The organism is Paraburkholderia sprentiae WSM5005, assembly GCF_001865575.2.
Classification (GTDB): Bacteria; Pseudomonadota; Gammaproteobacteria; order Burkholderiales; family Burkholderiaceae; genus Paraburkholderia; species Paraburkholderia sprentiae.
On record NZ_CP017561.2, the window covers coordinates 20,366 to 41,067 of the forward strand.

General features: G+C 59.5%; 19 protein-coding genes, 1 tRNA gene and 1 pseudogene. 11 read left to right on the plus strand and 10 right to left on the minus strand.

The annotated features are described in order from the left end of the window. Positions 1-71: 71 nt before the first annotated feature. The 5 genes and pseudogenes from BJG93_RS00105 to BJG93_RS00125 form a co-directional block, all read left to right on the plus strand. Positions 72-675 (plus strand): annotated as a pseudogene (locus tag BJG93_RS00105) (hypothetical protein); the annotation flags it as partial. 70 nt (positions 676-745) lie between these two features. Then, a complete protein-coding gene (locus BJG93_RS00110) occupies positions 746-1,402 on the plus strand; it encodes a hypothetical protein (protein ID WP_027199353.1) in 657 nt (218 codons plus the stop codon). Positions 1,403-1,645: 243 nt separating this feature from the next. Continuing rightward, entirely contained in the window at positions 1,646-1,918 is a 273-nt protein-coding gene (locus BJG93_RS00115) for a ribbon-helix-helix domain-containing protein (protein ID WP_071336571.1), read from the plus strand. A gap of 2 nt (positions 1,919-1,920) precedes the next feature. Then, positions 1,921-3,078 carry an ImmA/IrrE family metallo-endopeptidase gene (locus BJG93_RS00120; RefSeq protein ID WP_027199355.1) on the plus strand — a complete coding sequence of 386 codons (1,158 nt, stop codon included), beginning with the start codon at positions 1,921-1,923 and terminating at the stop codon, positions 3,076-3,078. Beyond that, complete coding sequence (locus BJG93_RS00125; protein WP_051374451.1) at positions 3,078-3,545, plus strand: PIN domain-containing protein; 468 nt, start codon at positions 3,078-3,080, stop codon at positions 3,543-3,545. Before BJG93_RS00120 ends, BJG93_RS00125 begins: the two co-directional genes overlap by 1 nt. 148 nt (positions 3,546-3,693) lie before the next feature. On the opposite strand, the gene BJG93_RS36340 is transcribed toward BJG93_RS00125, so the two are convergent. The 6 genes from BJG93_RS36340 to BJG93_RS00150 all read right to left on the minus strand — a co-directional run bounded on the left by BJG93_RS36340 (position 3,694) and on the right by BJG93_RS00150 (position 8,023). After that, positions 3,694-3,795, minus strand: coding sequence for a hypothetical protein (locus tag BJG93_RS36340; protein WP_407675286.1), 102 nt, complete (start codon positions 3,793-3,795; stop codon positions 3,694-3,696). A 256-nt stretch (positions 3,796-4,051) separates the two neighbouring features. Further along, a complete protein-coding gene (locus BJG93_RS00130) occupies positions 4,052-4,978 on the minus strand; it encodes a Kiwa anti-phage protein KwaB-like domain-containing protein (protein WP_027199357.1) in 927 nt (308 codons plus the stop codon). A gap of 3 nt (positions 4,979-4,981) precedes the next feature. Then, the gene (locus BJG93_RS00135; RefSeq protein WP_027199358.1) at positions 4,982-5,563 is read right to left on the minus strand and encodes a hypothetical protein; all 582 of its coding nucleotides are present in this window, start codon (positions 5,561-5,563) and stop codon (positions 4,982-4,984) included. Positions 5,564-5,749: 186 nt separating this feature from the next. Next, complete coding sequence (locus tag BJG93_RS00140) at positions 5,750-6,514, minus strand: hypothetical protein (RefSeq protein ID WP_154671872.1); 765 nt, start codon at positions 6,512-6,514, stop codon at positions 5,750-5,752. A 204-nt stretch (positions 6,515-6,718) separates the two neighbouring features. Further along, positions 6,719-7,408, minus strand: coding sequence for a DarT1-associated NADAR antitoxin family protein (locus BJG93_RS00145; RefSeq protein ID WP_051374452.1), 690 nt, complete (start codon positions 7,406-7,408; stop codon positions 6,719-6,721). 6 nt (positions 7,409-7,414) lie between these two features. Beyond that, positions 7,415-8,023: a DarT ssDNA thymidine ADP-ribosyltransferase family protein gene (locus BJG93_RS00150; protein WP_051374453.1), complete on the minus strand. Its 609-nt coding sequence runs from the start codon at positions 8,021-8,023 to the stop codon at positions 7,415-7,417. Positions 8,024-8,371: 348 nt separating this feature from the next. Here BJG93_RS00150 and BJG93_RS00155 point away from each other — a divergent pair, with 348 nt between their 5' ends. After that, positions 8,372-9,463: a hypothetical protein gene (locus BJG93_RS00155; RefSeq protein WP_027199361.1), complete on the plus strand. Its 1,092-nt coding sequence runs from the start codon at positions 8,372-8,374 to the stop codon at positions 9,461-9,463. Between the two features lie 307 nt (positions 9,464-9,770). Further along, entirely contained in the window at positions 9,771-10,601 is an 831-nt protein-coding gene (locus BJG93_RS00160; protein WP_027199362.1) for a hypothetical protein, read from the plus strand. Here BJG93_RS00160 and BJG93_RS00165 read toward each other — a convergent pair. Together BJG93_RS00165 and BJG93_RS00170 are read right to left on the minus strand one after the other, a co-directional pair. Further along, positions 10,558-11,040: a DUF488 domain-containing protein gene (locus BJG93_RS00165; RefSeq protein WP_027199363.1), complete on the minus strand. Its 483-nt coding sequence runs from the start codon at positions 11,038-11,040 to the stop codon at positions 10,558-10,560. The two genes, BJG93_RS00160 and BJG93_RS00165, sit on opposite strands and share 44 nt — an antisense overlap. 254 nt (positions 11,041-11,294) lie before the next feature. Beyond that, a tRNA-Lys gene (locus BJG93_RS00170) sits at positions 11,295-11,370 on the minus strand. Between the two features lie 203 nt (positions 11,371-11,573). Here BJG93_RS00170 and BJG93_RS00175 point away from each other — a divergent pair. Further along, on the plus strand, positions 11,574-11,978 hold the full coding sequence (locus tag BJG93_RS00175) for a PaaI family thioesterase (protein WP_027199364.1): 405 nt from the start codon (positions 11,574-11,576) through the stop codon (positions 11,976-11,978). Between the two features lie 76 nt (positions 11,979-12,054). Further along, on the plus strand, positions 12,055-12,933 hold the full coding sequence (locus BJG93_RS00180) for a patatin-like phospholipase family protein (RefSeq protein ID WP_027199365.1): 879 nt from the start codon (positions 12,055-12,057) through the stop codon (positions 12,931-12,933). Positions 12,934-12,985: 52 nt separating this feature from the next. Here BJG93_RS00180 and BJG93_RS00185 read toward each other — a convergent pair whose 3' ends face one another. Further along, positions 12,986-13,999, minus strand: a complete 1,014-nt coding sequence (locus BJG93_RS00185; RefSeq protein ID WP_027199366.1) for a D-2-hydroxyacid dehydrogenase family protein — start codon at positions 13,997-13,999, stop codon at positions 12,986-12,988. Between the two features lie 385 nt (positions 14,000-14,384). Here BJG93_RS00185 and BJG93_RS00190 point away from each other — a divergent pair, with 385 nt between their 5' ends. Next, complete coding sequence (locus BJG93_RS00190; RefSeq protein ID WP_027199367.1) at positions 14,385-16,241, plus strand: phosphoenolpyruvate carboxykinase (GTP); 1,857 nt, start codon at positions 14,385-14,387, stop codon at positions 16,239-16,241. Positions 16,242-16,577: 336 nt separating this feature from the next. Beyond that, a complete protein-coding gene (locus BJG93_RS00195; RefSeq protein WP_027199368.1) occupies positions 16,578-17,684 on the plus strand; it encodes a LysR family transcriptional regulator in 1,107 nt (368 codons plus the stop codon). Positions 17,685-17,849: 165 nt separating this feature from the next. Here BJG93_RS00195 and BJG93_RS00200 read toward each other — a convergent pair whose 3' ends face one another. After that, positions 17,850-20,519 (minus strand): DNA topoisomerase III, encoded by a 2,670-nt coding sequence (locus tag BJG93_RS00200; protein WP_027199369.1) that lies wholly within the window; start codon positions 20,517-20,519, stop codon positions 17,850-17,852. Positions 20,520-20,702: the final 183 nt, after the last annotated feature.

The following is a 20,702-nucleotide window of genomic DNA, read 5'->3' on the forward strand; positions in this document are numbered from 1 at the left end:
GCTCATTTTTCGAGCTGGGTAAGTCCTGCCCTCAACGCATCGGACATCCAGACCAAAAACGCCTCCCACGCTTCCCTTCGGGAACGACCGCATACCTCGCAACGACCGCCTACGCGAACGATCGCCTGGTGCTCGTGAACCAGGGACTCGGTATGCCCTGGATCAACGGCGCCGACGTGAACTCCTCAACCGTCGTCAACGGCTCGGTGCTCTACAGCCTCGGCGATGCGAACACGACCTACACGTCGGTGCAGCAAGCTGTGGGGACACAAACCGATATCGCCGGCGGCTGTCTGCTGTTGAGCATCCAGGCAGGCGGCGTCGCGCAGATCGTCGAAAGCGGGAAGGCGGGATGCACCTACGGCAACCTCCCGATTACGCTTCCGGTGACGGGAAGCTGGTCGGTCTACTCGCGCAATGCCAACGTCATCACGATCAGCCTGCCGAAGGCAATCGGCGCGCCGACCGTGCCGATTGGATGACGAGATCAAGGACACGATCAATATGGGCGGCTCGCTGGTTGTCGGTCTGATGAACGGCAAGCTGATGGGCGGCTTTATGCTGCCGGCCAGCCAGCCACTGACGGTCGCGCAGTTCCCGTCGGCTGTCACTGACGTCATCGCGGCATCGATGCGGGCCGCGGCTTACAGCCTTGGCATCACCCAGAACCCGTAAATCACGTCTTCATGCTCCCTCCCGGAAGTCTGCTGCCGGGAGGCATTTCTTTTTTCTCTACCCGATCATCATGAAACAGAATATCCGGCTCTTCTCGACTTCCATTGCGCTCGTCACCGCCGTGACGCTCGCCGCGTGTTCGAGTGGCCCCTCCGAAAGCGATGCGAAGGCTGCCGTCCACACATACCTTGGCAACTGCGAGTACCTTTCGATTGGCAGCTTCGACAAGGTCAACGGCACACCACAGGGCGACAATCGTTATCTGGTCGACGTGAAGTACACGATCAAGATGAAGCCAACGCCCGACATCAAGGCATACGCCAGCGAAAAATATGCGGCGGAGGTCGACAACCTGAAGCAGCATGTCGCGCACGCACATGACGTCGAAAACGCATGGAAAGCCGCCGAGCAAGCCTGGATACAGGGCAACCCCGGTCAGGACGCGAGCGCGTACGAAGTCGCCCATCAGGACGGCTGGGCCGAATATCAGAAGGTCATGCCGCTGCTTCTCGGCGGCGATCAACTCGTGAACAACGCTCCACACACGGCGAAAGCCGCGATGGAGCGCGCCATGCGGCAAACCTGCCCCAACGTCAACTCGTCGCTGCTCGACAACTTTTTTAACGGCAACGAACCCGTCGAACAGTATGCGGACGGCATCGAAGAAAGCTTCACTGGCAAAGTCGCTATGACGAAAACGGACAACGGCTGGCAAGACGATCGGTGAGCGCTATCTTTGGGGAAACATAAACTGCGCTGGCGAACTGCCAGCGAGGGCGGTTCAGATCACTCCTTTTTTTTGTAGGAGCCTGGGCAGTAGCAAACGGACCTGTTGCGGACGTACGCTCGCCGTCTTGATCAGCCCGAAGCTGACCCTCAGATCCACACCGCCCTCGTGTCGACTGGGCCGAGCTTCACGCGGTATACTTGATGTATCTCTCAAGATCTCAATCTCTCAAGACGGAAGACCATGCGAAATCAGGTGACACCGCCCATAAGCACGGTCGCGAGAGTTCAGCGCGGTGCGTCCAATGCAACGGCAGATGTGGGTAAGACTCGCCAGATCCATAAAAAGGGCGAGGTGAACATTTCGGCATATTTTCCCTCCGAGGTAAAGGCGTCGCTGCGCATGATCCAAGCCAAGACTGGGAACAACGTTAAGGAATGTCTGGCCGAGGCCCTGCCCGACCTCTTCAGAAAGTACAACGTTCCCGTATCCGCGGAGCTGGAAAAAGGTCGGTAAGCATGGCAACGGCAAAGGAAGGCCTGCCCATCACACCTGCTATCGTCAGGTGGGCGCGTGAACGGTCCGGCTACTCGATCGAAGACGCAAAGCGTCACTTCAAGAAGATCGCTGCCTGGGAAGCAGGAGAGGCGCTGCCGACCTATGCGCAGGTCGAAGACATGGCCGACCGCTTCAAGGTGCCCGTCGCCGTGTTCTTCTTCCCAAAGCCGCCCGAGGTGCCACCGCTCGAAAAGTCATTCCGCACGCTCACAGCCGAAGACTTCGCGGCTATTCCCCGCAGGGTGCGCTTTTTCCTGCGCCAGGGACAGGCAATGCAGCTCAATTTGGCAGAGCTGAACGATGGCAAGAACCCTGCGCCGCATCTCATCACCCGCGATCTCAAGGTCACGCCAAATACGTCGCTCGGCAAGATTGCCGCCGACGTGCGGAAGTTTCTCGGCGTGAGCGTCGACCAGCAGGCCGCCTGGAAGAATGTTGATGAGGCCTTGGAAAAGTGGCGTGAAGTCTTTGCGGCGAAGGCCGGCATCTATGCCTTCAAGGATGCCTTCCGGGCGCCCAATTACTTCGGGTTCTGTCTCTACGACGACGAATTCCCTGTCATCTATATCAACAATAGCTCAGCGAAGTCGCGCCAGATTTTTACGCTCTTCCACGAGTTGGGGCACCTGCTCTTTCACACGAGCGGAGTCGACCTGCTCGATGACCCATTCATCAAACACCTGGGCGACGCCGAGCAGAAAATCGAGATTATCTGCAACGGCTTGGCCGCACGCGTCCTCGTACCCGATGACCTCCTCGACCAGATGCTCAAGGGTATGAAGATAGGCCGGCTTGCCGCAAGCCAACTCGGCGACCACTTTAACGTCAGCCGCGAAGTTATCTACCGCAAATTCCTCGACCGCGGCCTGATCGCTGCGGACGAGTACGTGGCAGCCGCGAAGGAATGGGCCGCACAGATGAAGAAGCCCGAAGGCGCAGAACCGTCTGGCAACTACTACAACAGCCAGCACGCCTATCTCGGGCAGCGTTACATCGACCTGGCTTTCACGAGGTATCACCAGCAGCGCTTTGATCAGCGGCAACTGGCCGAGTACCTGAACATGAAGCCGAAGAGTCTGCCGACCTTCGCAGAGAAATTTGCGGGGGGAGGGCTTTGATGTACGTCCTAGACACTGGCGTCATTTCGAATCTGCATAAGAACTACTATCGCAAGCGCTTCGTGTCGCTGTGGAGAGAGTTCGATCAGCTTGTGGTCGACGGAAAGATCACGTCGACTCGCGAGGTCTTTCATGAACTCGGCGAAGGTTCACCCGGCGCTGATCTTGATTGGGCCAAGGCCAACGCCAAGCTCTTCGCCGCGCCTGACGCAAAGGAAGGTGCATTCGTGGCCAAAATTTATGCCGTCGCGCACTTCCAGGCAAACATTGAAAAGCAAAAACTCTACAAGGGTGGTCGCAACGCTGACGCTTTCGTCGTGGCTCGCGCCCATGCGATCGGTGGAACCGTTGTGACAGCCGAACGGCTGAAGCCGAACGCCGTGAAGGTTCCAAACATCTGCGCTCATTTCAAAATCCCCTGCTTGGATCTCGAGGGATTCATGGAGAGCGAAGGCTGGGAGTTTTGAGAAGCTTGCGCGTGTTCGGATGCCGCAGAGCTGTTTGTCGCATACGTCCACTCATGGCCTCGGAAGTCAGCGCGAGCGCTGGCGAACGTGTATTGCTCGGTGACGCGAACTTCCCTTGTCGACACAACCGGAGCGTTCGACGTGGTGGCTATGAGCGCTGTGGCAACTGCGACGGTCGGCACACCACCAGTACATCGGAGATGCCGGTTACAGAGCGAAGCGCACGAATCGTTGTGTCGTGTTGCTGCACACTACTGGACTCGTCGTAGATGAAGACGATGAGCGAGTTGTCGAGCTACTGAAAGGCACCAGATGGCATACCTCTCCGACCGAGCCCTCAGCAATTGCGCGCCAATACAGAGCCCAACCAGTACGGCCGATGTCATGTAGTGCCATTCCATGCCCTGCAGCCCCGAGATCGCGGGCTGTTGCTCGCGTCAGACCATTCTCCAGATTGACCAGATATGTTCCGTCTCCGGTTGCGCGGATTGTGTGGGCGAGAGCGGCTACCCGCCGACGGGACTTGCGGACGGTACGTCGAAATCCGTCTCGGACAATTCCGAGTGGAGGCGGTGGTTGAGAAGCACCTGAATGATCGTCCGGATGGTCTCCTCGGTTGGAACGATCCGGTCCTGGTCGTCGAACTGGATCTGCCAGTTCCGCGCTGCATTCGTTGCGCGAAGCCGCTGCATATAGTCCGGATTGGCGTAGTGAGCCCGCTCGTGCACGACGGCCATGCGCCGCAGGTGCATGGCATTCGTTCCGACATGCTGTATCAGCAGGGCCATATCCGAAAAAACCGCTTTGAACTCGTCGTTTTGCTGGAGTTCGACGAAGGAGGTCGCATATGTCTGCTTGTATTCGAGCAGCGACTCGAAGCTGGCCTTGTTGATGATCAGAAGATCAGTTTTCGTTGCGAAAAAATCGAATGTCTTCGCAATCTGAAAGGATTGATCACCCGCAAGATCAAGCTGGTTGCCATTCAGCACCAGGTTGACGACCGAGGCTCGCTTTTTCACGCGCCAGTCACTGGCGAGCCGCCGGACTCCGTACAGCACATCTTTCCCCATCTGGAGCCGTACCACATATCCGGCGCTATTCTCCAGTTGCTTCACATTGGTAATCAGATGCTCTTCAGGCGGCAGATCGATCTGATCTTGCAGCTGCGGAAACGTCGTTTCGTCTCCCTCCAGATAGAGACAGCCGACTTCGTTGGGCTGCGCCAGCAACTGATAGTCTTCGACTTCCTGGTAGCGCGCGAGCGTGTCAGTGACAATTCGTTTGAGTTCTTCCGTAAGCTCGTCGGTCGTTACGGTGGCGAATGCCTTGAAGAGCCCGCTCTTTCCGGAGCTTTTCTTGAACGTCCATAGCGTCAGGGATGAATCGGCAACGTTAAAATTTTTAATACCTGCCAGAGCTTCATTAGCGGCCATAATTTACTCTTTGAATTTTGATAGTACGTAGACGCCCTGCACGACGCATGATTTAAGTTTGTCGCCCGAATATATTTTCGATTTTGACAACGCAATTACGCTTCTGCTATTGCCGTTGATGTCCGCGCTGATTTCGTAAAGCTGCCAGCCCGTAGCAAGCAGAAGCGGATTCATTAAAATCTGACCTGACCGGTAAGTGATCAAAAACATCCACGCCAGAAAAACAATGAACCCATAAAATTTTCCGCTGCTCCCGAGATCCAGTCCCATAAATGATACGACGTAGGGAAAGACGTAGTTGATCAGATCGTTCGGAACCGTCTTTGATTCTTTAACCGTGAGTTCGTGTACGCCGGGAATCCGGTTGAGAACCCAGATAAAGAAGAGGAGGCTCACAAGACAAATAATGAAAAACGTCAGTGATCGTCCGGGATTGGTTAAGACTGGCAGTTCGCAATCCTTAAGGGACCGGCAAAGCGATTTAGCCCAGCTCTTGTCGGCGATATCCTGAAGCAGCAGGATCACGCTCAGAGGAAAATATGAACCAAGAAAAAGTAGTGCGGACGGTATTAGCCTGACTTGCATTCCTGTCCTGATCCGCTCACGCGTTGGATGATGGTGTCTGACGGTCTCGGCGTGAATTTTACGCTGTGAAAGCAATTTGCGCTATTCCTGGTAACGGTCAACGGCACTCGCGGACGGTCAGGGATATTCAATGGGCATTTGGGCAGTGCAGAGCGAGCCGGGACACGTGGCGTTCAGCGGTCCCGGTCACGCCCCGGCGGTGGGCTGTCCGGCGATGACGGCTCCCAATGCCCGACGCTGGCCTCCGCCGTCAAAGGCGGCCAGAACATCCGGAACGGCATTCTCATTCTGTTTGCTGCCGGGTTGTTGGACTGACGGGATATGCGCTCCTTCGTCGCCTCGTTCTCGCTGGAGGGCGAGGCGCTGGTTGTCACTTTCGAAGGCGGCGAGTTCGCGGCGCTCGATGCGGTCGAGGGTGGCACGGCGGCGTTCGATCCCGCGAGCCTGGATCGAGAGTCGCAACTGGAATTCTTTTTGCTCCGTTCGATGGCGCTCGTGGAGCTGCCTCCGATACTCAAGATAAGCGCGCGTTTCCTGTCTGTCGCGATAGCGATGCAACTTTTCTTGAAGATGCGGAATGCCAGTAACCCGGCCCGGAAACGCGGCGAGCCCGGTAGGCCTGTCTGCCCACACGGCGTCGCGACATTCGTTGCGAGCATCGCGCAAATGTCGTCGTTCTTCGCTTTGTCGCAGCCGAATAGCTTCGCGCATGATCCGATGCAGGTCGGCAAGCGCTGAGCGTTCGCGCGCGACGGCCTGTCGTCGATGCTCTTGCGCGTGTTTAAGCTGCGCGCGCTGGTCGGCGCGGCGGTTGGCGCTGTCGGCCCGCTGAATGAGCGCGCGGTGACTGGCGGCAGGCTGCTGCGCTTCTCCATCCGACGGAAACGATTCAGGCGGATATTTACGTCCAAGGAAGTCGCGGAGGCTACCGAACAGGCAAACGCTGAACACTAGTGGCCTTGCCCCCCGATGAGCTTGGCTCGAATCTCCACACATTCGGTTCTCTTTGCCTGCTAATTGCCCTTACCCTTCACGGTTGGCCATATGCGATCGGTGTCGCAGTTCTGGCCCGCAGGATACCGGCTAAAGAGCTAATAACTCCGGCTACAGAGGAGATTACTGTAAGTGTCGGTGCTCTCCCGATGCTCGTCATCACTAAAACAAGGAGTGCGGGGCCTGATCCCGTTCAGGCGCACAATAAGCATCTCGCGTGGCGTCCAGAAATGACTGTGGGGATGCGAGCGCTTCATCGAGTTTGCCCGCGTGCTCAAGGCTGACGAAGAGCGCTGCGGAAAACGCCTGACAATTCAGCGATTTTGCCGGATTGAACGCGATATCGGTGAAGCCTCCCGCTTTCTTCAACGTACCCCACAGGTGGCGATTCTTCGCGAGGGCGTTGATGTACAGCCAGTCGTAAAAGTACGTTGTCGGTTGCAGGGGAAATTCCGACTGCATGAAAATGAACTTCACGAGGCGACCTGATGCTTTCAGTCGCTCATCCCGTTTGGCAGTTCGCGAATCGGTTTCCAGCAGGTCCTTGTAAGGGCCGCCGCGTTCGAACACCTTGCTCGCCTGAAATGCCATCTCGACGGAGAACGTCCGGCTGTACTTTAGGGTGGTGAAGGAAAGGTTAAATGCACTGAGTGCAACGCCGTCCTCGTCGGGCGATTTGCTCGAAATTTCGAGCAAATCATGGAGCCCGTCTTCTGCGGCGTGGGCGTGCAGGGATGCAATGGACTTCTGTGCCTGTGACAGCGCCATGCCGGCGAACCACTGGAAATCGACGGTTACTTCCCGCACCCCTATGTGGGAGGTACAAGGAACGAACACAGGTCGGGTGGCCATCAAAAATTATCTCCAGTGTTGATAATCGGCGCGAGGTCCTTCCCAGCCGCCCCTGAATGATAACGTCGCGTGCGCGGCTGCGAATGCCTGACGCGACTGCCAGTCGTCGATATGCACGTGCAGAAAGTAACGTGGCTCAACCACGCCAAATACCAGGACCTCGGCTTGCGGATTCGTGGGAAAGTGGACGGGCAGGCCCATCTCGGCTCGCGTAGGTTTGCCGACGGTTTCTGCATACATGGCGCTGATGCCTGGCACGCCGCGACGAACGACATCCGGCACGGCACGCGCTGTACCGCTGGCTGCATTCTCGGCGGAGAAGATACAGTCTTTCTCCCAAAGAATCGAAGATGAGCACTCGATGACGGCCCACTTCACGCCAGGATTGTTGCACCTCGCTGTGTAGAACATCTTGTAATTGGGCCATCCGATGGTGAAGCAACTGGCATCTTGATGCCCGTCCAGCCGGATTTCGTCATTGTGTTCAAAAGGAACCCCGCCTTCGGTTAGTGTGTGGCGCGGCACGATGCCGTTGGCGAGGATGGCGGGGAGGTTGGCAAGACGGGTGAAGTGAAGGAGGCTCGGGATGCCTCGTGTGGCGACGAAAGTTTGCATGCTGGTCTCTCTCAGGCTCTGTGGTTATTGATCGCTGCTTCGCGAACAATATCAGAATAGATTGGGAAAACCCGCAGCGCGATCAGGGACTACCGCAGTGCGAAGAGCAGCATGCAAAATCGCATTGTTAAATCCGAATCTGGTTTAATGCAATTCGCATATTCGGCGCGAGTTCGTCATTGATTGGTCTTCTCTCACGGGATAGGCGCCTAGTAGGGTTATACAATGGCCCGTGGCAACGAAGTCCGGGATAAAGATGAAGACGACTGGGCTTCGAATTTACAGTTGTATTGAAACGCCTCCGGACGCCAACTGGCGTATCCCGGTTGGCCCGAACTGGAAGTAAATTTGATTACCCGATACGATTTACTGACCGAATACTGTTCGCAGCGCAACCAGGAGCTCGCCGACGCGTTGCTCGGCAGGAAAGCGCTCTTCCTTGACACGAGGGCGTGGGTTCATCTGCGTCGGGCAGTCAGCGGCGATGCGACGCAAATCGCATGGCTTCCCGTATTGCATCTGCTTCGCGAGCTTGTCGCTGCAGGCCGGATATTCTGTCCGACGACCATGACGACAATTTCGGAGGTAGTGTCGCAGGCGGATGCCGCTACGCGATTGGCAACGGCGGAGTTGCTGGACGAACTGAGCCTGGGCGTCGGCTTCTGCGCACCCGACGAACAACTGCTTGATGAGGTCGACTCCGAGATGCGACGCCGGGTGGACGGTTATGAGCCGCAGCGTGTGATCTGGACAAAAGGCTGCATGACGTTTATGCGTCCGAGCTTGCTTGAGCTGGACGTGTCGTTGCCTGAGGGCTTACCTGCATTCGAGAGGGCGTTTGATGAGGTGTGGAATACGCCTGTCAGTCGCCTCATCGAAGCGACTGGCCACTTGCCGGGGATCGACGTCTCGGAAGCCATTGAAAGACTGAATGCGGGAAATTGGGCGCATGTCGATGAGATTTCGAGATTTGACAGGCTGCTGGGCGTTGAGTGCCGAGCGGTAGCCGAGCTGGCAGCGAACGTTACGCACCCGCGCGTTCGCAGGCATGTTGTTCGTCAGTTGATCGCATCGGGTATCCCGGAGATCGTGGCGGAGTCGCCGGACGAACGGGTGGAGAAGGCAGCGATTGTCGCGTGGCTTGTGGAGGCGTTGCAGACTGACGAAGGGCGTCGCAGATTGCCGGCACTCTACACACATGCTGCGCTCCATGCCCAGATCCGGTGGATGCGAAACCAGCGACTGCGTGATAACGATCTGCCCGACCATCATCAGGTGGCGCAGGCCATAGCGCACTGTGATGCACTGCTTGTGGACCGGCCCACACGCAATACCCTGAGAGCTGCACAGATCCGGTTGGATCAGCTATACGGTGTGAATGTACTCGTAACCCCGGTTGAGCTGTCCGACTATCTCACTGCAATAGCCAGTGACAACTGAGGCGTGGCTCGATGTTGGCTGAGCGTTGGGTGTGAGACCGAGGGAAAGACCCGAGGGAGCAAACTGCGGGGTGTGATGAAAAGGCTGTACGCCGTGCCGGAGCTACACGGGGCGGCTGCCAGAGGTGTCTGTCCTGTGTGGCATAGGGAGCCCGGCGGAACTCGGGCTGCCTTGTGTACCTGCCGGGCATCGTGGAGCCACTGGGTCGGCCAAGGCGTATCGGCTGGCTCGCATGTCTGTCTCGACGCAAAATACAGCGTTATTGCTGCGGGGCGCGTTGTAAATCGCAAAACGAGGGCGCAGAACGATGGCACTGGGGCAAGTCGAGCGCATTCTGATCCTGGCGAAGACCTATCCATCGCCCAGTGCGCAATACGTCGAAACTTCCTGCGTCGCGGGCATTTCTGAGAGCGGCGCAATGCGTCGCCTTTTCCCCGTTCCGTTCCGGATGGTCGAGGATGGGCAGCAGTTCAGGAAGTGGCAGTGGATCGACGTGCGTGTAGAGAAGGCCACGAAGGATCACCGACCAGAAAGCCACAAGGTCTATGTAGACACAATCAGCTGCGGTAATGTAATCGAGCCCAAGAAAGGATGGGCGTCCAGGTGGGAGTGGTTGGATAAGTTGGCGGCATTTGGCAGCTTCGACGCCATCAATGCGGCGAGGCTCGCAGATGGACTGTCGCTCGCACTCCTGCGCCCGAAGCGCTTACTTGGCCTGGACATCATCAAGGCTCGTATCGCGGACTGGACGGACGAGGAGCGTGAGAAGCTGCTACAGGAGCAGATGCAAGGCAATCTTTTCTCTGAGGCGGAAGAGCGTAAGCAGGTAAAGCAACTGCGCAAGGTGCCGTTCGATTTTTATTACCGATATGTCTGCGACACGCCGGATGGTGAGAAGGAATACAGGCACAAGATCGTCGACTGGGAAGCTGGCGCGCTGTTTTGGAATTGTCACCGAAGCTATGGCAACGATTGGGAAAAGCCGTTCCGCACCAAGCTGGAGGAAAACATGGGTAGCAAGGAACTGATGTTCCTGATGGGAAACCAGCATCGATTCCAAGATCAATGGCTGATCATCAGTTTGATCTACCCACCTAAGCGCAAGCTAGCTGACGACCCGCAGGCATCGCTGTTCTAACGTCGGCGACCGAGATGTGTTCGATGTCAGCACCGCAATGCTTTTGTACTGCATTAGCGACCATCGAACGGTGGCAGAAATTGAAGTCGGCCTCGTAGCAGAGGAGGGCACAGTTTGACGAATTCACCAGGTTGGACAGGTCTGCGATAGCCGATTTCTGTGTTTTGAGATGCTTGAGGAAGCCGTCGGTGTAGTGCTTCCAGTTGCCATCTTCCCGGTACCGGTTGCGTACCGGCTTCGGACAGCCGAGATCGACCATGTGAACATACTCGATGCCGGAGAGATTCACTGCGCTAGCCAGCGCCTTCTTTGAGAAGCCAGGCTTGCGCGACAGGGGTAGCTCACGGATGTCCACGACAGTCTCGATGCCATGCTCGGCGAGCAGCGACAGAAAAGTGTCGATGTCCAGCCCTTCGTAGCCAATGGTGAAAACAGTCATCAATGCGCTCCGTCGACAGGCGGTAAAGTAAGCATACTGTCCTGGGCGAGATCTGGTATTCGAAGTTGCCGCCCCGCCGATGGTCGACCTCGCTCTCAGCGGCCGAAGGCAACGGGACTTCGCGCGTCGCGGTTTGCCTGGCGATGCGGATCTATGTTGATTGATGTAGACCCAAAATGCCTACACGACGCCTACATGGAATCCGGAAAGCAAAAAGCCCAGCCGTGTAGGCTGGGCTAAGTGCTTGAATACGCTGGTGGGGCGTGAGTGACTCGAACACTCGACCTACGGATTAAGAGTCCGCTGCTCTACCAACTGAGCTAACGCCCCGACAGAAACGAAATTATGCAGGATCTTTCCGAGATTGCCAACCCCCCTTTAGCAGTCGATTAAAAGCTCACATTCCCCAAGCTTGAGTCTTCCCATCGACAAAGCTGCCATCCGGAAAGCATCGTCGCGTCGAATGCTGCCGGTATCATGTCGCGGACATCTCGCCGTACGCAGCATCGCGCGGCTTTCGACCGGAGATTGCCATGGATGATAAAGAGATTACCGACTTGCTCGACCGAGTTCTCGCGCCATGGGTCCGGGCGCTCACGCTGACGCCGATCAAGGTCGACGAGGAAAGCGCGACGCTGCGTCTGCCGTTTTCCGGCGAGTGGCGACACTCGGGCGGCATGATCAGCGGCCAGGTGTTCATGGCGGCCGCGGATACGGCGATGGTCGTCGCCATCACCGCCGCGCTCGGCGGCTTCAAGCCGATGAGCACGGTATCGCTGAACATCAACTTCATGCGCGCGGTCCGCAAGGGCGACGTGCTGATCAAAGCGCGTGTGCTGCGCATGGGCCGCAATCTCGTGTTCGGCGAAGTCGAACTGTTCGACGAAGGCGGCAATATGGCCGTTCAAGCCACCACGACTTACGCGCTGCTGGCGTGAATGCCCGCCGGACCCCGGGCCGGCCGTCAACGCAATCTTCCGGTAGCAAGGGCAAAGGATAGTAAGGGAAAGCAGCATGTTCGATCAGGTCGTATTCGCCGGCGGCGGCAACCGCTGCTGGTGGCAGGCGGGCTTCTGGGACGTCGTGCAGCCGCAGCTCGACATCCGCCCGCGCGTGATCACCGGCATTTCGGCCGGCGCGGCGACGGCGTGCATGATTTACACGCGCGGCGATGCCGAGTGGGTCATGCGCTACTACGAAGACGCACTGCGCCACAATACGCGCAACGCCTACTGGGGCAACTTGCTGCGGGGCGAGTCGGTGTTCCCGCATTACCGGATCTACCGGCAGGCGCTGCTCGATATCTACGGCGACAAGTTTTCCAGGCTCGCGCAGGCCCCGGAAATCCGCATCGGCGTGTCACATCTGCCGCGCTGGCTCGGCGCGAGAAGCGCGGTCGCGGCGGGGCTGGTCGCATACAACATCGAAAAATACGTGCGCAAGACGCTGCATCCGACGCTCGGTCGGACGCTCGGTTTTCTGCCGGAATTCGTGCGCGCCCAGGATTGCGCAAGCGTCGACGAGTTGGCGGATCTGATCCTGCAATCGTCGAGCACACCGCCGTTCACGCCAGTTCTGCGGCGCAACGGCCGGCCGGTGCTCGACGGCGGCATGGTCGATAACGTGCCGGTCGGCGCGCTCGACGCCGATGCGCCGGGCAACGTGCTCGTGATGGTCACGCGTCTTTATCCGCGGCCGCAGATGTTCGTCGTCCCACACGGCGTGCAGCAGCGGCTTTACGTGCAGCCGTCGCGCAAGGTACCGATTTCGAGTTGGGATTACACGAGTCCGTCGCAGATGGTCCACGCTTATCACCTCGGCCGCGCTGACGGCGAAGTCTTTCTTGAACGCATTCCTGCATTGATGGAGGCGGCCGCGCACGAAGCGCGGTGAGCGACGCGGCCCGGCGGGGCAAACCTGAACCGCCGGCCGCGTCACCCGGCCATCATCGCCGGCGCCCGCCCTGCAGCGCCTCCGGATTCGCGACGCTCGCGGTATCGCCGGCATTGAACGCGAGAATGTTCTTGAACGCCGCGGAGAAATACAGCTCGTAGCTCTCCCGCTCCACATAGCCAATGTGCGGTGTGCAGATCACGTTTTCCATGCGCAGCAGGCTGTAGCCCTGCAGGATGGGCTCGCTTTCGTAGACGTCGACCGCGACCATTCCCGGACGGTTGTGCGACAGCGCGTTCACGAGCGCGCTCTCATCGAGCAGTTCGGCGCGGCTCGTGTTCACGAGCAGCGCGGTCGGCTTCATGCGCATCAGGTCGTCCTGCTTGACGATGCCACGCGTGTCGTCGTGCAGACGCAGATGCAGCGACAGCACGTCGCTGCTCTCGAACAGCTCCTCACGACTCGCCGCGACGCCGTAGCCGTCGGCGCGAGCGGCTTCGCGCGAATGCTCGCGACCCCACACCAGTACGTTCATGCCGAACGCCTTGCCGTAGCCGGCCACGAGCCGGCCGATTTTGCCGTAGCCCCAGATGCCGAGCGTCTGTCCGCGCAGCACCTGACCCAAACCGAAATTCGGCGGCAGCGCCGACGTCTTCAGCCCCGACTGCTGCCAGGCGCCCTGCTTAAGGTTTGCCACGTATTGCGGAATGCGCCGTTGGGCGGCCATGATCAGTGCCCACGTCAGCTCGGCGGGCGCGACCGGCGAACCGCTGCCCTCGAGGACGGCGATGCCGCGCTCGGTACAGGCCGCGAGATCGATGTGGCTCGACACCTTGCCCGTCTGACTGATCATGCGCAAACGAGGCAGCTTGTCGAGCAGTTGCGAGGTGATGCGGGTGCGTTCGCGAATCAGGACGAGGGCGTCGACTTCCGCGAGACGGCTCGCCAGTTGTCCGAGACCGCGCACGGTATTGTTGAATACCTTGACTTCCTGGTCGGCCAGCAATTGAAAGCAGTCAAGCTTGCGAACGGCGTCCTGATAATCGTCGAGGATGGCAATCTTCATGGTATGTGCTTTGCTGCGCACCTGGTTGGTGCGAACTGAATGTTATGCTGACTGTCCCAGCATGTGATGTAGGTCACACGCTGCTCTGCCTGAATGCCCTACCGTAGAAGCTGTCGCACACAGAAGAACGACAGCGCTACGTGAAGGCGAATTGAGAACGTTTTTAGCAGTTTGTTGCGTGTTGAGGCAAGCCGCTTTACACAAGGTTGCAGAAGCCTTGCAGGAAGCGCGCCTCACCTTGGCAAGCTGTGTGGCCCAGGACGACCTGCGCAATCGTGCGCCGGCACTTTAAGTCGACACGTCGGCGCGATGAGTTCAATGCCTCTCGCATGCAGCGTCCCCGGGCTTGTACCGTTTTTCTATTGCTTCAAACGGAGACAAGTCGATGAATCATCCCTCGTTCGAAGGACAGGCCACTATCGAGGCGCCCACATGGGTCAAGCACCGCAAACTGATCGACTGGGTCCAGCGCATCGCCGCGCTGACCAAGCCCGACAAAGTGGTCTGGTGCGACGGCTCGCAGGAAGAATATGACCGCCTGTGCGCGCAGATGGTCGAAGCCGGAACCCTGAAGAAACTCAACCCCGCCAAGCGTCCCAATTCCTATCTCGCCTGTTCCGATCCGTCCGACGTCGCGCGCGTCGAGGATCGCACCTTCATCTGCTCGCAGCGCGCCGAGGACGCGGGCCCCACCAACAACTGGATCGCCCCGGCCGACATGCGCTCGACGCTCGACGGCCTGTTCGACGGCGCGATGCGCGGCCGCACGATGTACGTGGTGCCGTTCTCGATGGGCCCGCTCGGCTCGCCGATCGCGCATATCGGCGTCGAACTGAGCGACAGCCCGTATGTCGCGACCAATATGCGGATCATGACGCGCATGGGTCGGAAGGTCTACGACGTGCTCGGCGAGAACGGCGAGTTCGTACCGTGCGTGCATTCGGTCGGCGCGCCGCTCGCGGCGGGCGAGCAGGACGTGTCGTGGCCCTGCAACAAGACCAAGTACATCGTGCATTTCCCCGAATCGCGCGAAATCTGGAGCTTTGGCTCGGGCTATGGCGGCAACGCACTGCTGGGCAAAAAGTGCTTCGCGCTGCGCATTGCATCGACGATGGGCCGCGACGAGGGATGGCTCGCCGAACACATGCTGATTCTCGGCGTCACCTCGCCGGAAGGGCGCAAGCATCACGTGGCGGCGGCGTTCCCGTCGGCGTGCGGCAAGACCAATTTTGCGATGCTGATCCCGCCGGCGGGTCTGAACGGCTGGAAAATCTCGACGATCGGCGACGACATCGCGTGGATCAAGCCGGGCAAGGACGGCCGCCTGTACGCGATCAATCCGGAAGCCGGCTACTTCGGCGTCGCGCCCGGCACCAGCGAAAAGACCAACTACAACGCGCTCGCCACGTTGAAGGAAAACGTGATCTTCACGAACGTCGCGCTGACCGACGACGGCGACGTCTGGTGGGAAGGCATGACCGACGAGCCGCCGGCGCACCTGATCGACTGGCAGGGCAAGGACTGGACGCCGGCCGACGCTAAGGAAACCGGCCGCAAAGCGGCGCACCCGAACGCGCGCTTCACGGCGCCGGCTTCGCAGTGCCCGTCGATCGATGCGGACTGGGAAAACCCGGCCGGCGTCGCGATCGACGCTTTCATCTTCGGCGGTCGTCGCTCGACCACCGTGCCGCTCGTCACCGAAGCGCGCAACTGGGTCGAGGGCGTCTACATGGCGGCGACGATGGGCTCCGAGACAACGGCCGCGGCGGCGGGCCAGCAGGGCGTGGTGCGCCGCGATCCGTTCGCGATGCTGCCGTTCTGCGGCTACAACATGAGCGACTACTTCAGTCATTGGCTGAAAACCGGCGAGCGTCTGCAGCAGCTGAACGCGAAGTTGCCGAAAATCTTCTGCGTGAACTGGTTCCGCAAGGGCGCGGACGGCAAGTTCGTGTGGCCAGGCTTCGGCGAAAACATGCGCGTGCTGAACTGGATCGTCGGGCGCGTCGAGGGCACCGCGCGGGGCGAAGAGCATGCGTTCGGCATTTCGCCGCACTACGAGGACATCGACTGGAGCGGCCTGAACTTCAGCCGCGAGCAGTTCGAGCAGGTCATTTCCGTCGACGACGCTGCCTGGCGCGACGAACTCGTACTGCATGCGGAGCTTTTTGACACGCTGCAACAAGGCCTGCCGCCGGCACTGACTGAAGCGAAGCGCACGCTCGAGGGAAAACTCGCGGCGTGATCGCGTGAGGGCTCACTTCGCAGATAAGGCCGCCTCCGGGCGGCTTTTTTCTGTGGGCGCCTGCTCCAAATTTTTCCGAGTCCGCACTGCCCGGGCGACCTGTGCTTCTGTTTGAACCAAAAGGCCCAGGGAGCTGCAGCGCAGTAGTTCGTTTTGGCTTGCCGAACAATTTGCGATGCAGCCCCGGTTTTGTCCACACAGTCGCACCCAAATTGACAATATTTCTCATTTCGCGGGCAACTTCTGCACGATTATGCGAGTCGTAGGAGAATTCCAAGTTCGCTTCACTGGTTTTCACCTATTGTCAGGAAGCAGTAACAAGGCAGGAGTTGTCCTATGGATCATTTGCAGTCGATGCGAGTTTTCGTCAAGGTGGCGGATCTCGGCAGTTTTGCCCGCGCCGCGAGCGCGATGGATATTTCCAACGCGGTCGCCACCCGGCACGTTGCCGACCTCGAAGGCCGTCTTGGTACGCGGCTGCTCAATCGCACGACCCGCAGCTTGTCGCTGACCGAGTCCGGTCAGGTCTATCTCGAGCGCGCCCGTCAAATTCTCGACGAACTCGAAGACGTCGAGCAGATGGTGGTCGCTCGCAATCACGAACCCGTCGGCACGCTGCGCATCGTCGCGCCAGTCGTGTTCGGCCTGCATAATCTCGCGCCCGTGCTGCAAACATACGCGGAGCGCTATCCGAAGGTCATTCCCGACGTCACGCTGGTCGATCGTCAGGTCGATCTCGTCGAGGAAGGCTTCGACGTCGGCGTCGTCATCGCGCGGCAGATGCGTAGCGCGAGCATCGTCACGCGGCGTCTGACCACCGGCTGCATGACCGTTTGCGCGACGCCGGCGTACCTGGAAAAGCATGGCACGCCGACGCGCCCCGAACATCTGCTCGAACATCCGTGCCTGAGCCTGCCGTCCGAATACTGGGGCGACGAGCGCGTGTTCACGGGGCCCGAAGGTGAAGTGCGCGTACGCCCGTCGAACGTGATCGTCGCGAACAATACGGAAATGCTGCGCCAGTTCGCGCTCCTCGGCATGGGCATCGCGATTCTGCCGAGCTATCTGATCGGCCGCGACATGACGCGCGGCCGGCTCGTCCGTCTGCTCGGCGACTATCGTTTGCCGCAGGTCGAGATCAATATTGCGTACCCGAGCCGCCGTCACCTTCCGGCCAAGGTGCGCACGTTCATCGACCATCTGGTGGAGCATTTCAACCAGACGCCGAACGGCGTGCTCGGCGAGCAGTGGATCAAGGACGGTCTCGAACGCCCCGCGACGCCGGCCGAGTTCGAGACCGGGGAGTCGCGCGCGCCGGAAGCCTTCGACGGCGCCGAGCCGCTGTCGCGGCTGCTCGATAGCGAACTGGCGCCGGCCGTGCCGAAGCCGCTAGCGAAGTCGCCCAATCGCAGCACGCGGCCTACGGCGTTGTCGCCGCTGTAAGTCTCCAGATGTCGAAGCCCGCAGCCATGCGGGCCGCCAATAAAAAGGCGCGGTCACGTGAAGTGACTGCGCCTTTTTTTATGAGCGTGACCCGTCCTGGCCTCGCGTTTCGCACGGATCACCGACTGTTGGCTCCCACCGCCAGCCGCTGATCCGAAGCCCGGCTTACGAGCCGGTTTTACGCGCGGCAGTTTTCTTCGACGGTGCCTTCTTGGCCGCCGCAGTCTTGGCGGCGGGCGCCTTTTTCGCTGCCGCCTTCTTTTCCGCCGGCTCGGCCTTCACGGCCACCGCGGTATCGCCTTCGTCCGTTTCCGGCATCGCTTTCGCCGCCGAACGAGCACCCGAAGTCTTGGCCGCCGCGGTTTTCGCCGCCGCCGGTTCCTTCTTCTCGAACTCGAAGCCGATCTTGCCGTCGTTCTGCTTGACGAGGAACGCCTTGAAGTTACGGCCCGTACGCGACGACTTGAAGTTCGTCAGCAGATCGGTGCGACCTTCGTCGAGCAGCTTGGCCATCTGCTCGCGGGAGATTTCCTGCTGCAGGATCACCTTGCCGGAGCGGAAGTCGCATGTCTTCGGATTCGCCACCGAGTTTTCGCACACGTAACTCATGCCGTGCTCGAATACGCGGGCGTGACACTTCGGACACGCGCCGATCGGCTGCTGATCGGAGAAGTCGGGCGGTTCGCCATCTTCGCCGCCCGCATCCTGGCCGAAGTCGAACTCGAGCTTGTAATTCTTGATTTCATCGTCGAGCGACAACTTCAGGATCGCCGAGAATGGCCTACCCATCTTGCTGCGAAATCCCGACAGCGGCCCAATCGTCTTGTTCTGAAGCAGTTCTTCGACTTCGGCGATCTCGAACTGACGACCGCCCGGAATCTTTGAAATCGAGAACTCGCACTTCGAGCACGCGAAACGCCGATAGTTTTCCTTCACCTGGCCGCCGCAATTCGGGCAAGGCGTCTGCAACGTCGCGTAATCGCCCGGGATCGTGTCGGAATCGTATTCTTTTGCCCGCTTGACGATGGTCTGCGTCATGCGCGCGATTTCCTGCATGAACGCGTTGCGCGGCAGGTTGCCGCGCTCCATCTGCGAGAGCTTGTATTCCCATTCGCCGGTCAGTTCAGGCGCGGTCAGCTCCTTCACGCCCAGGCCGCGCAGCAGCGTCATCAACTGGAAGGCCTTGGCGGTGGGAATTAGATCGCGGCCTTCGCGGATCAGGTACTTTTCGGTGAGCAGACCTTCGATGATTGCCGCGCGGGTTGCCGGCGTGCCGAGCCCCTTGGCCGCCATCGCTTCGCGCAACTCGTCGTCTTCGACCAGCTTGCCGGCGCCTTCCATCGCCGACAGCAGCGTCGCTTCGTTGTAGCGTGCTGGCGGCTTCGTGACGAGCTGCTGTGCCGCAATCTTGTCGGTCTTGACCTTTTCGTCTTTCTGCACCGGCACGAGGTTCGCGTCATCGCCGCTGATTTCGCGGCCGTAGACCTGCAGCCAGCCCGGCTCGACGAGTACCTTGCCTTCGGTCTTGAAGTGATGGCCGATCACCTCGGTGATACGCGTCGTCACACGGAATTCGGCGGCCGGGAAGAACACCGAAAGGAAACGCTTCACGACGAGGTCGTAGAGCTTCTGTTCGGGTTCGGACAGATTCTTCGGCGCCTGCAGCGTCGGGATGATTGCGAAGTGGTCGCTGATCTTCGAGTTGTCGAAGATGCGCTTGTTCGGTTTCACCCAGCCCTTGTCGAGCACCTGCTTCGCGAACGGCAGGTAGTTGTTGCTCTCCTTGAGCATCCCGAGCGTCTGCTTGACCGTGTCCAGGTAGTCTTCCGGCAGCGCACGCGCGTCGGTTCGCGGATAGGTCAGCACCTTGTGCTTTTCGTACAGCGCCTGAGCGAGGCCCAGCGTGTTCTTCGCCGAAAAGCCGAAGCGGCCATTGGCCTCACGCTGCAGACTGGTCAGGTCGAACAGCGCGGGCGAGAGCTGCGTCGATGGTTTCGACTCCTCGGTCACCGTGCCGAGTTGGCCGCGGCAAGCCGCGACGATCGTCTCTGCCGCTGGCAATGCCCAGAGGCGCGAGTCGCGCTTTTCCGGATCGAACTCGTCGCGCTTGAATTTCGGGTCGAACCAGCGGCCTTCGTAGAAGCCGGCCGCGCAGACGAACTCCGCCTTCACTTCCCAGTAATCGCGCGGCACGAAGCGTCGAATTTTCTCTTCGCGCTCGACGACGATCGACAGCGTCGGCGTCTGCACGCGTCCGACCGTGGTCAGGAAGAAGCCGCCGCCCTTGCTGTTGAAGGCGGTCATCGCGCGCGTGCCGTTGATGCCGACGAGCCAGTCCGCCTCCGAGCGGCAGCGCGCCGCATCGGCGAGCGGCTGCATCTCTTCGTCGCTGCGCAGACGCGCGAAACCGTCGCGGATCGCGCCGGCTGTCATCGACTGCAGCCACAGCCGTTGCACCGGCTGTTTGGCTTTCGCGTGCTGTGCGATCAAGCGGAAAATCAGCTCGCCCTCGCGCCCCGCATCGCATGCGTTGATCAGACGGTCGATGTCCTTGCGCTTCATCAGCCTGGTCAGCACCTTCAGGCGCGACTCGCTCTTCGCGATCGGATTCAGATCGAAATGTGGCGGGATGACGGGCAAGTTGGCAAAGCTCCACTTGCCGCGCTTGACTTCGTATTCGTCGGGCGCAGCGATTTCCAGCAGGTGGCCCACTGCCGACGAAAGCACGTAGTCGTCGCTTTCGTAGTACTCGTCATGCTTGGTAAAGCCGCCTAAAGCGCGCGCGATGTCGTTCGCGACAGAAGGCTTTTCGGCGATGATCAGTGCTTTGGACATGACTCGATGTGAGGTTGGAAGATCCGGGTTGGTGGTCTTGAGCGCCAATATGGCGCGCGACGCTCGCTTGAGACCTTTTGCGACCCAATAACGACCGCTTTATAGCACAAGGCGCGAACCGAACATGCCGAGTGCCATAAAAGCGCGCCATCATAATTGCGCGTACGGCGGTTGATCAACTGC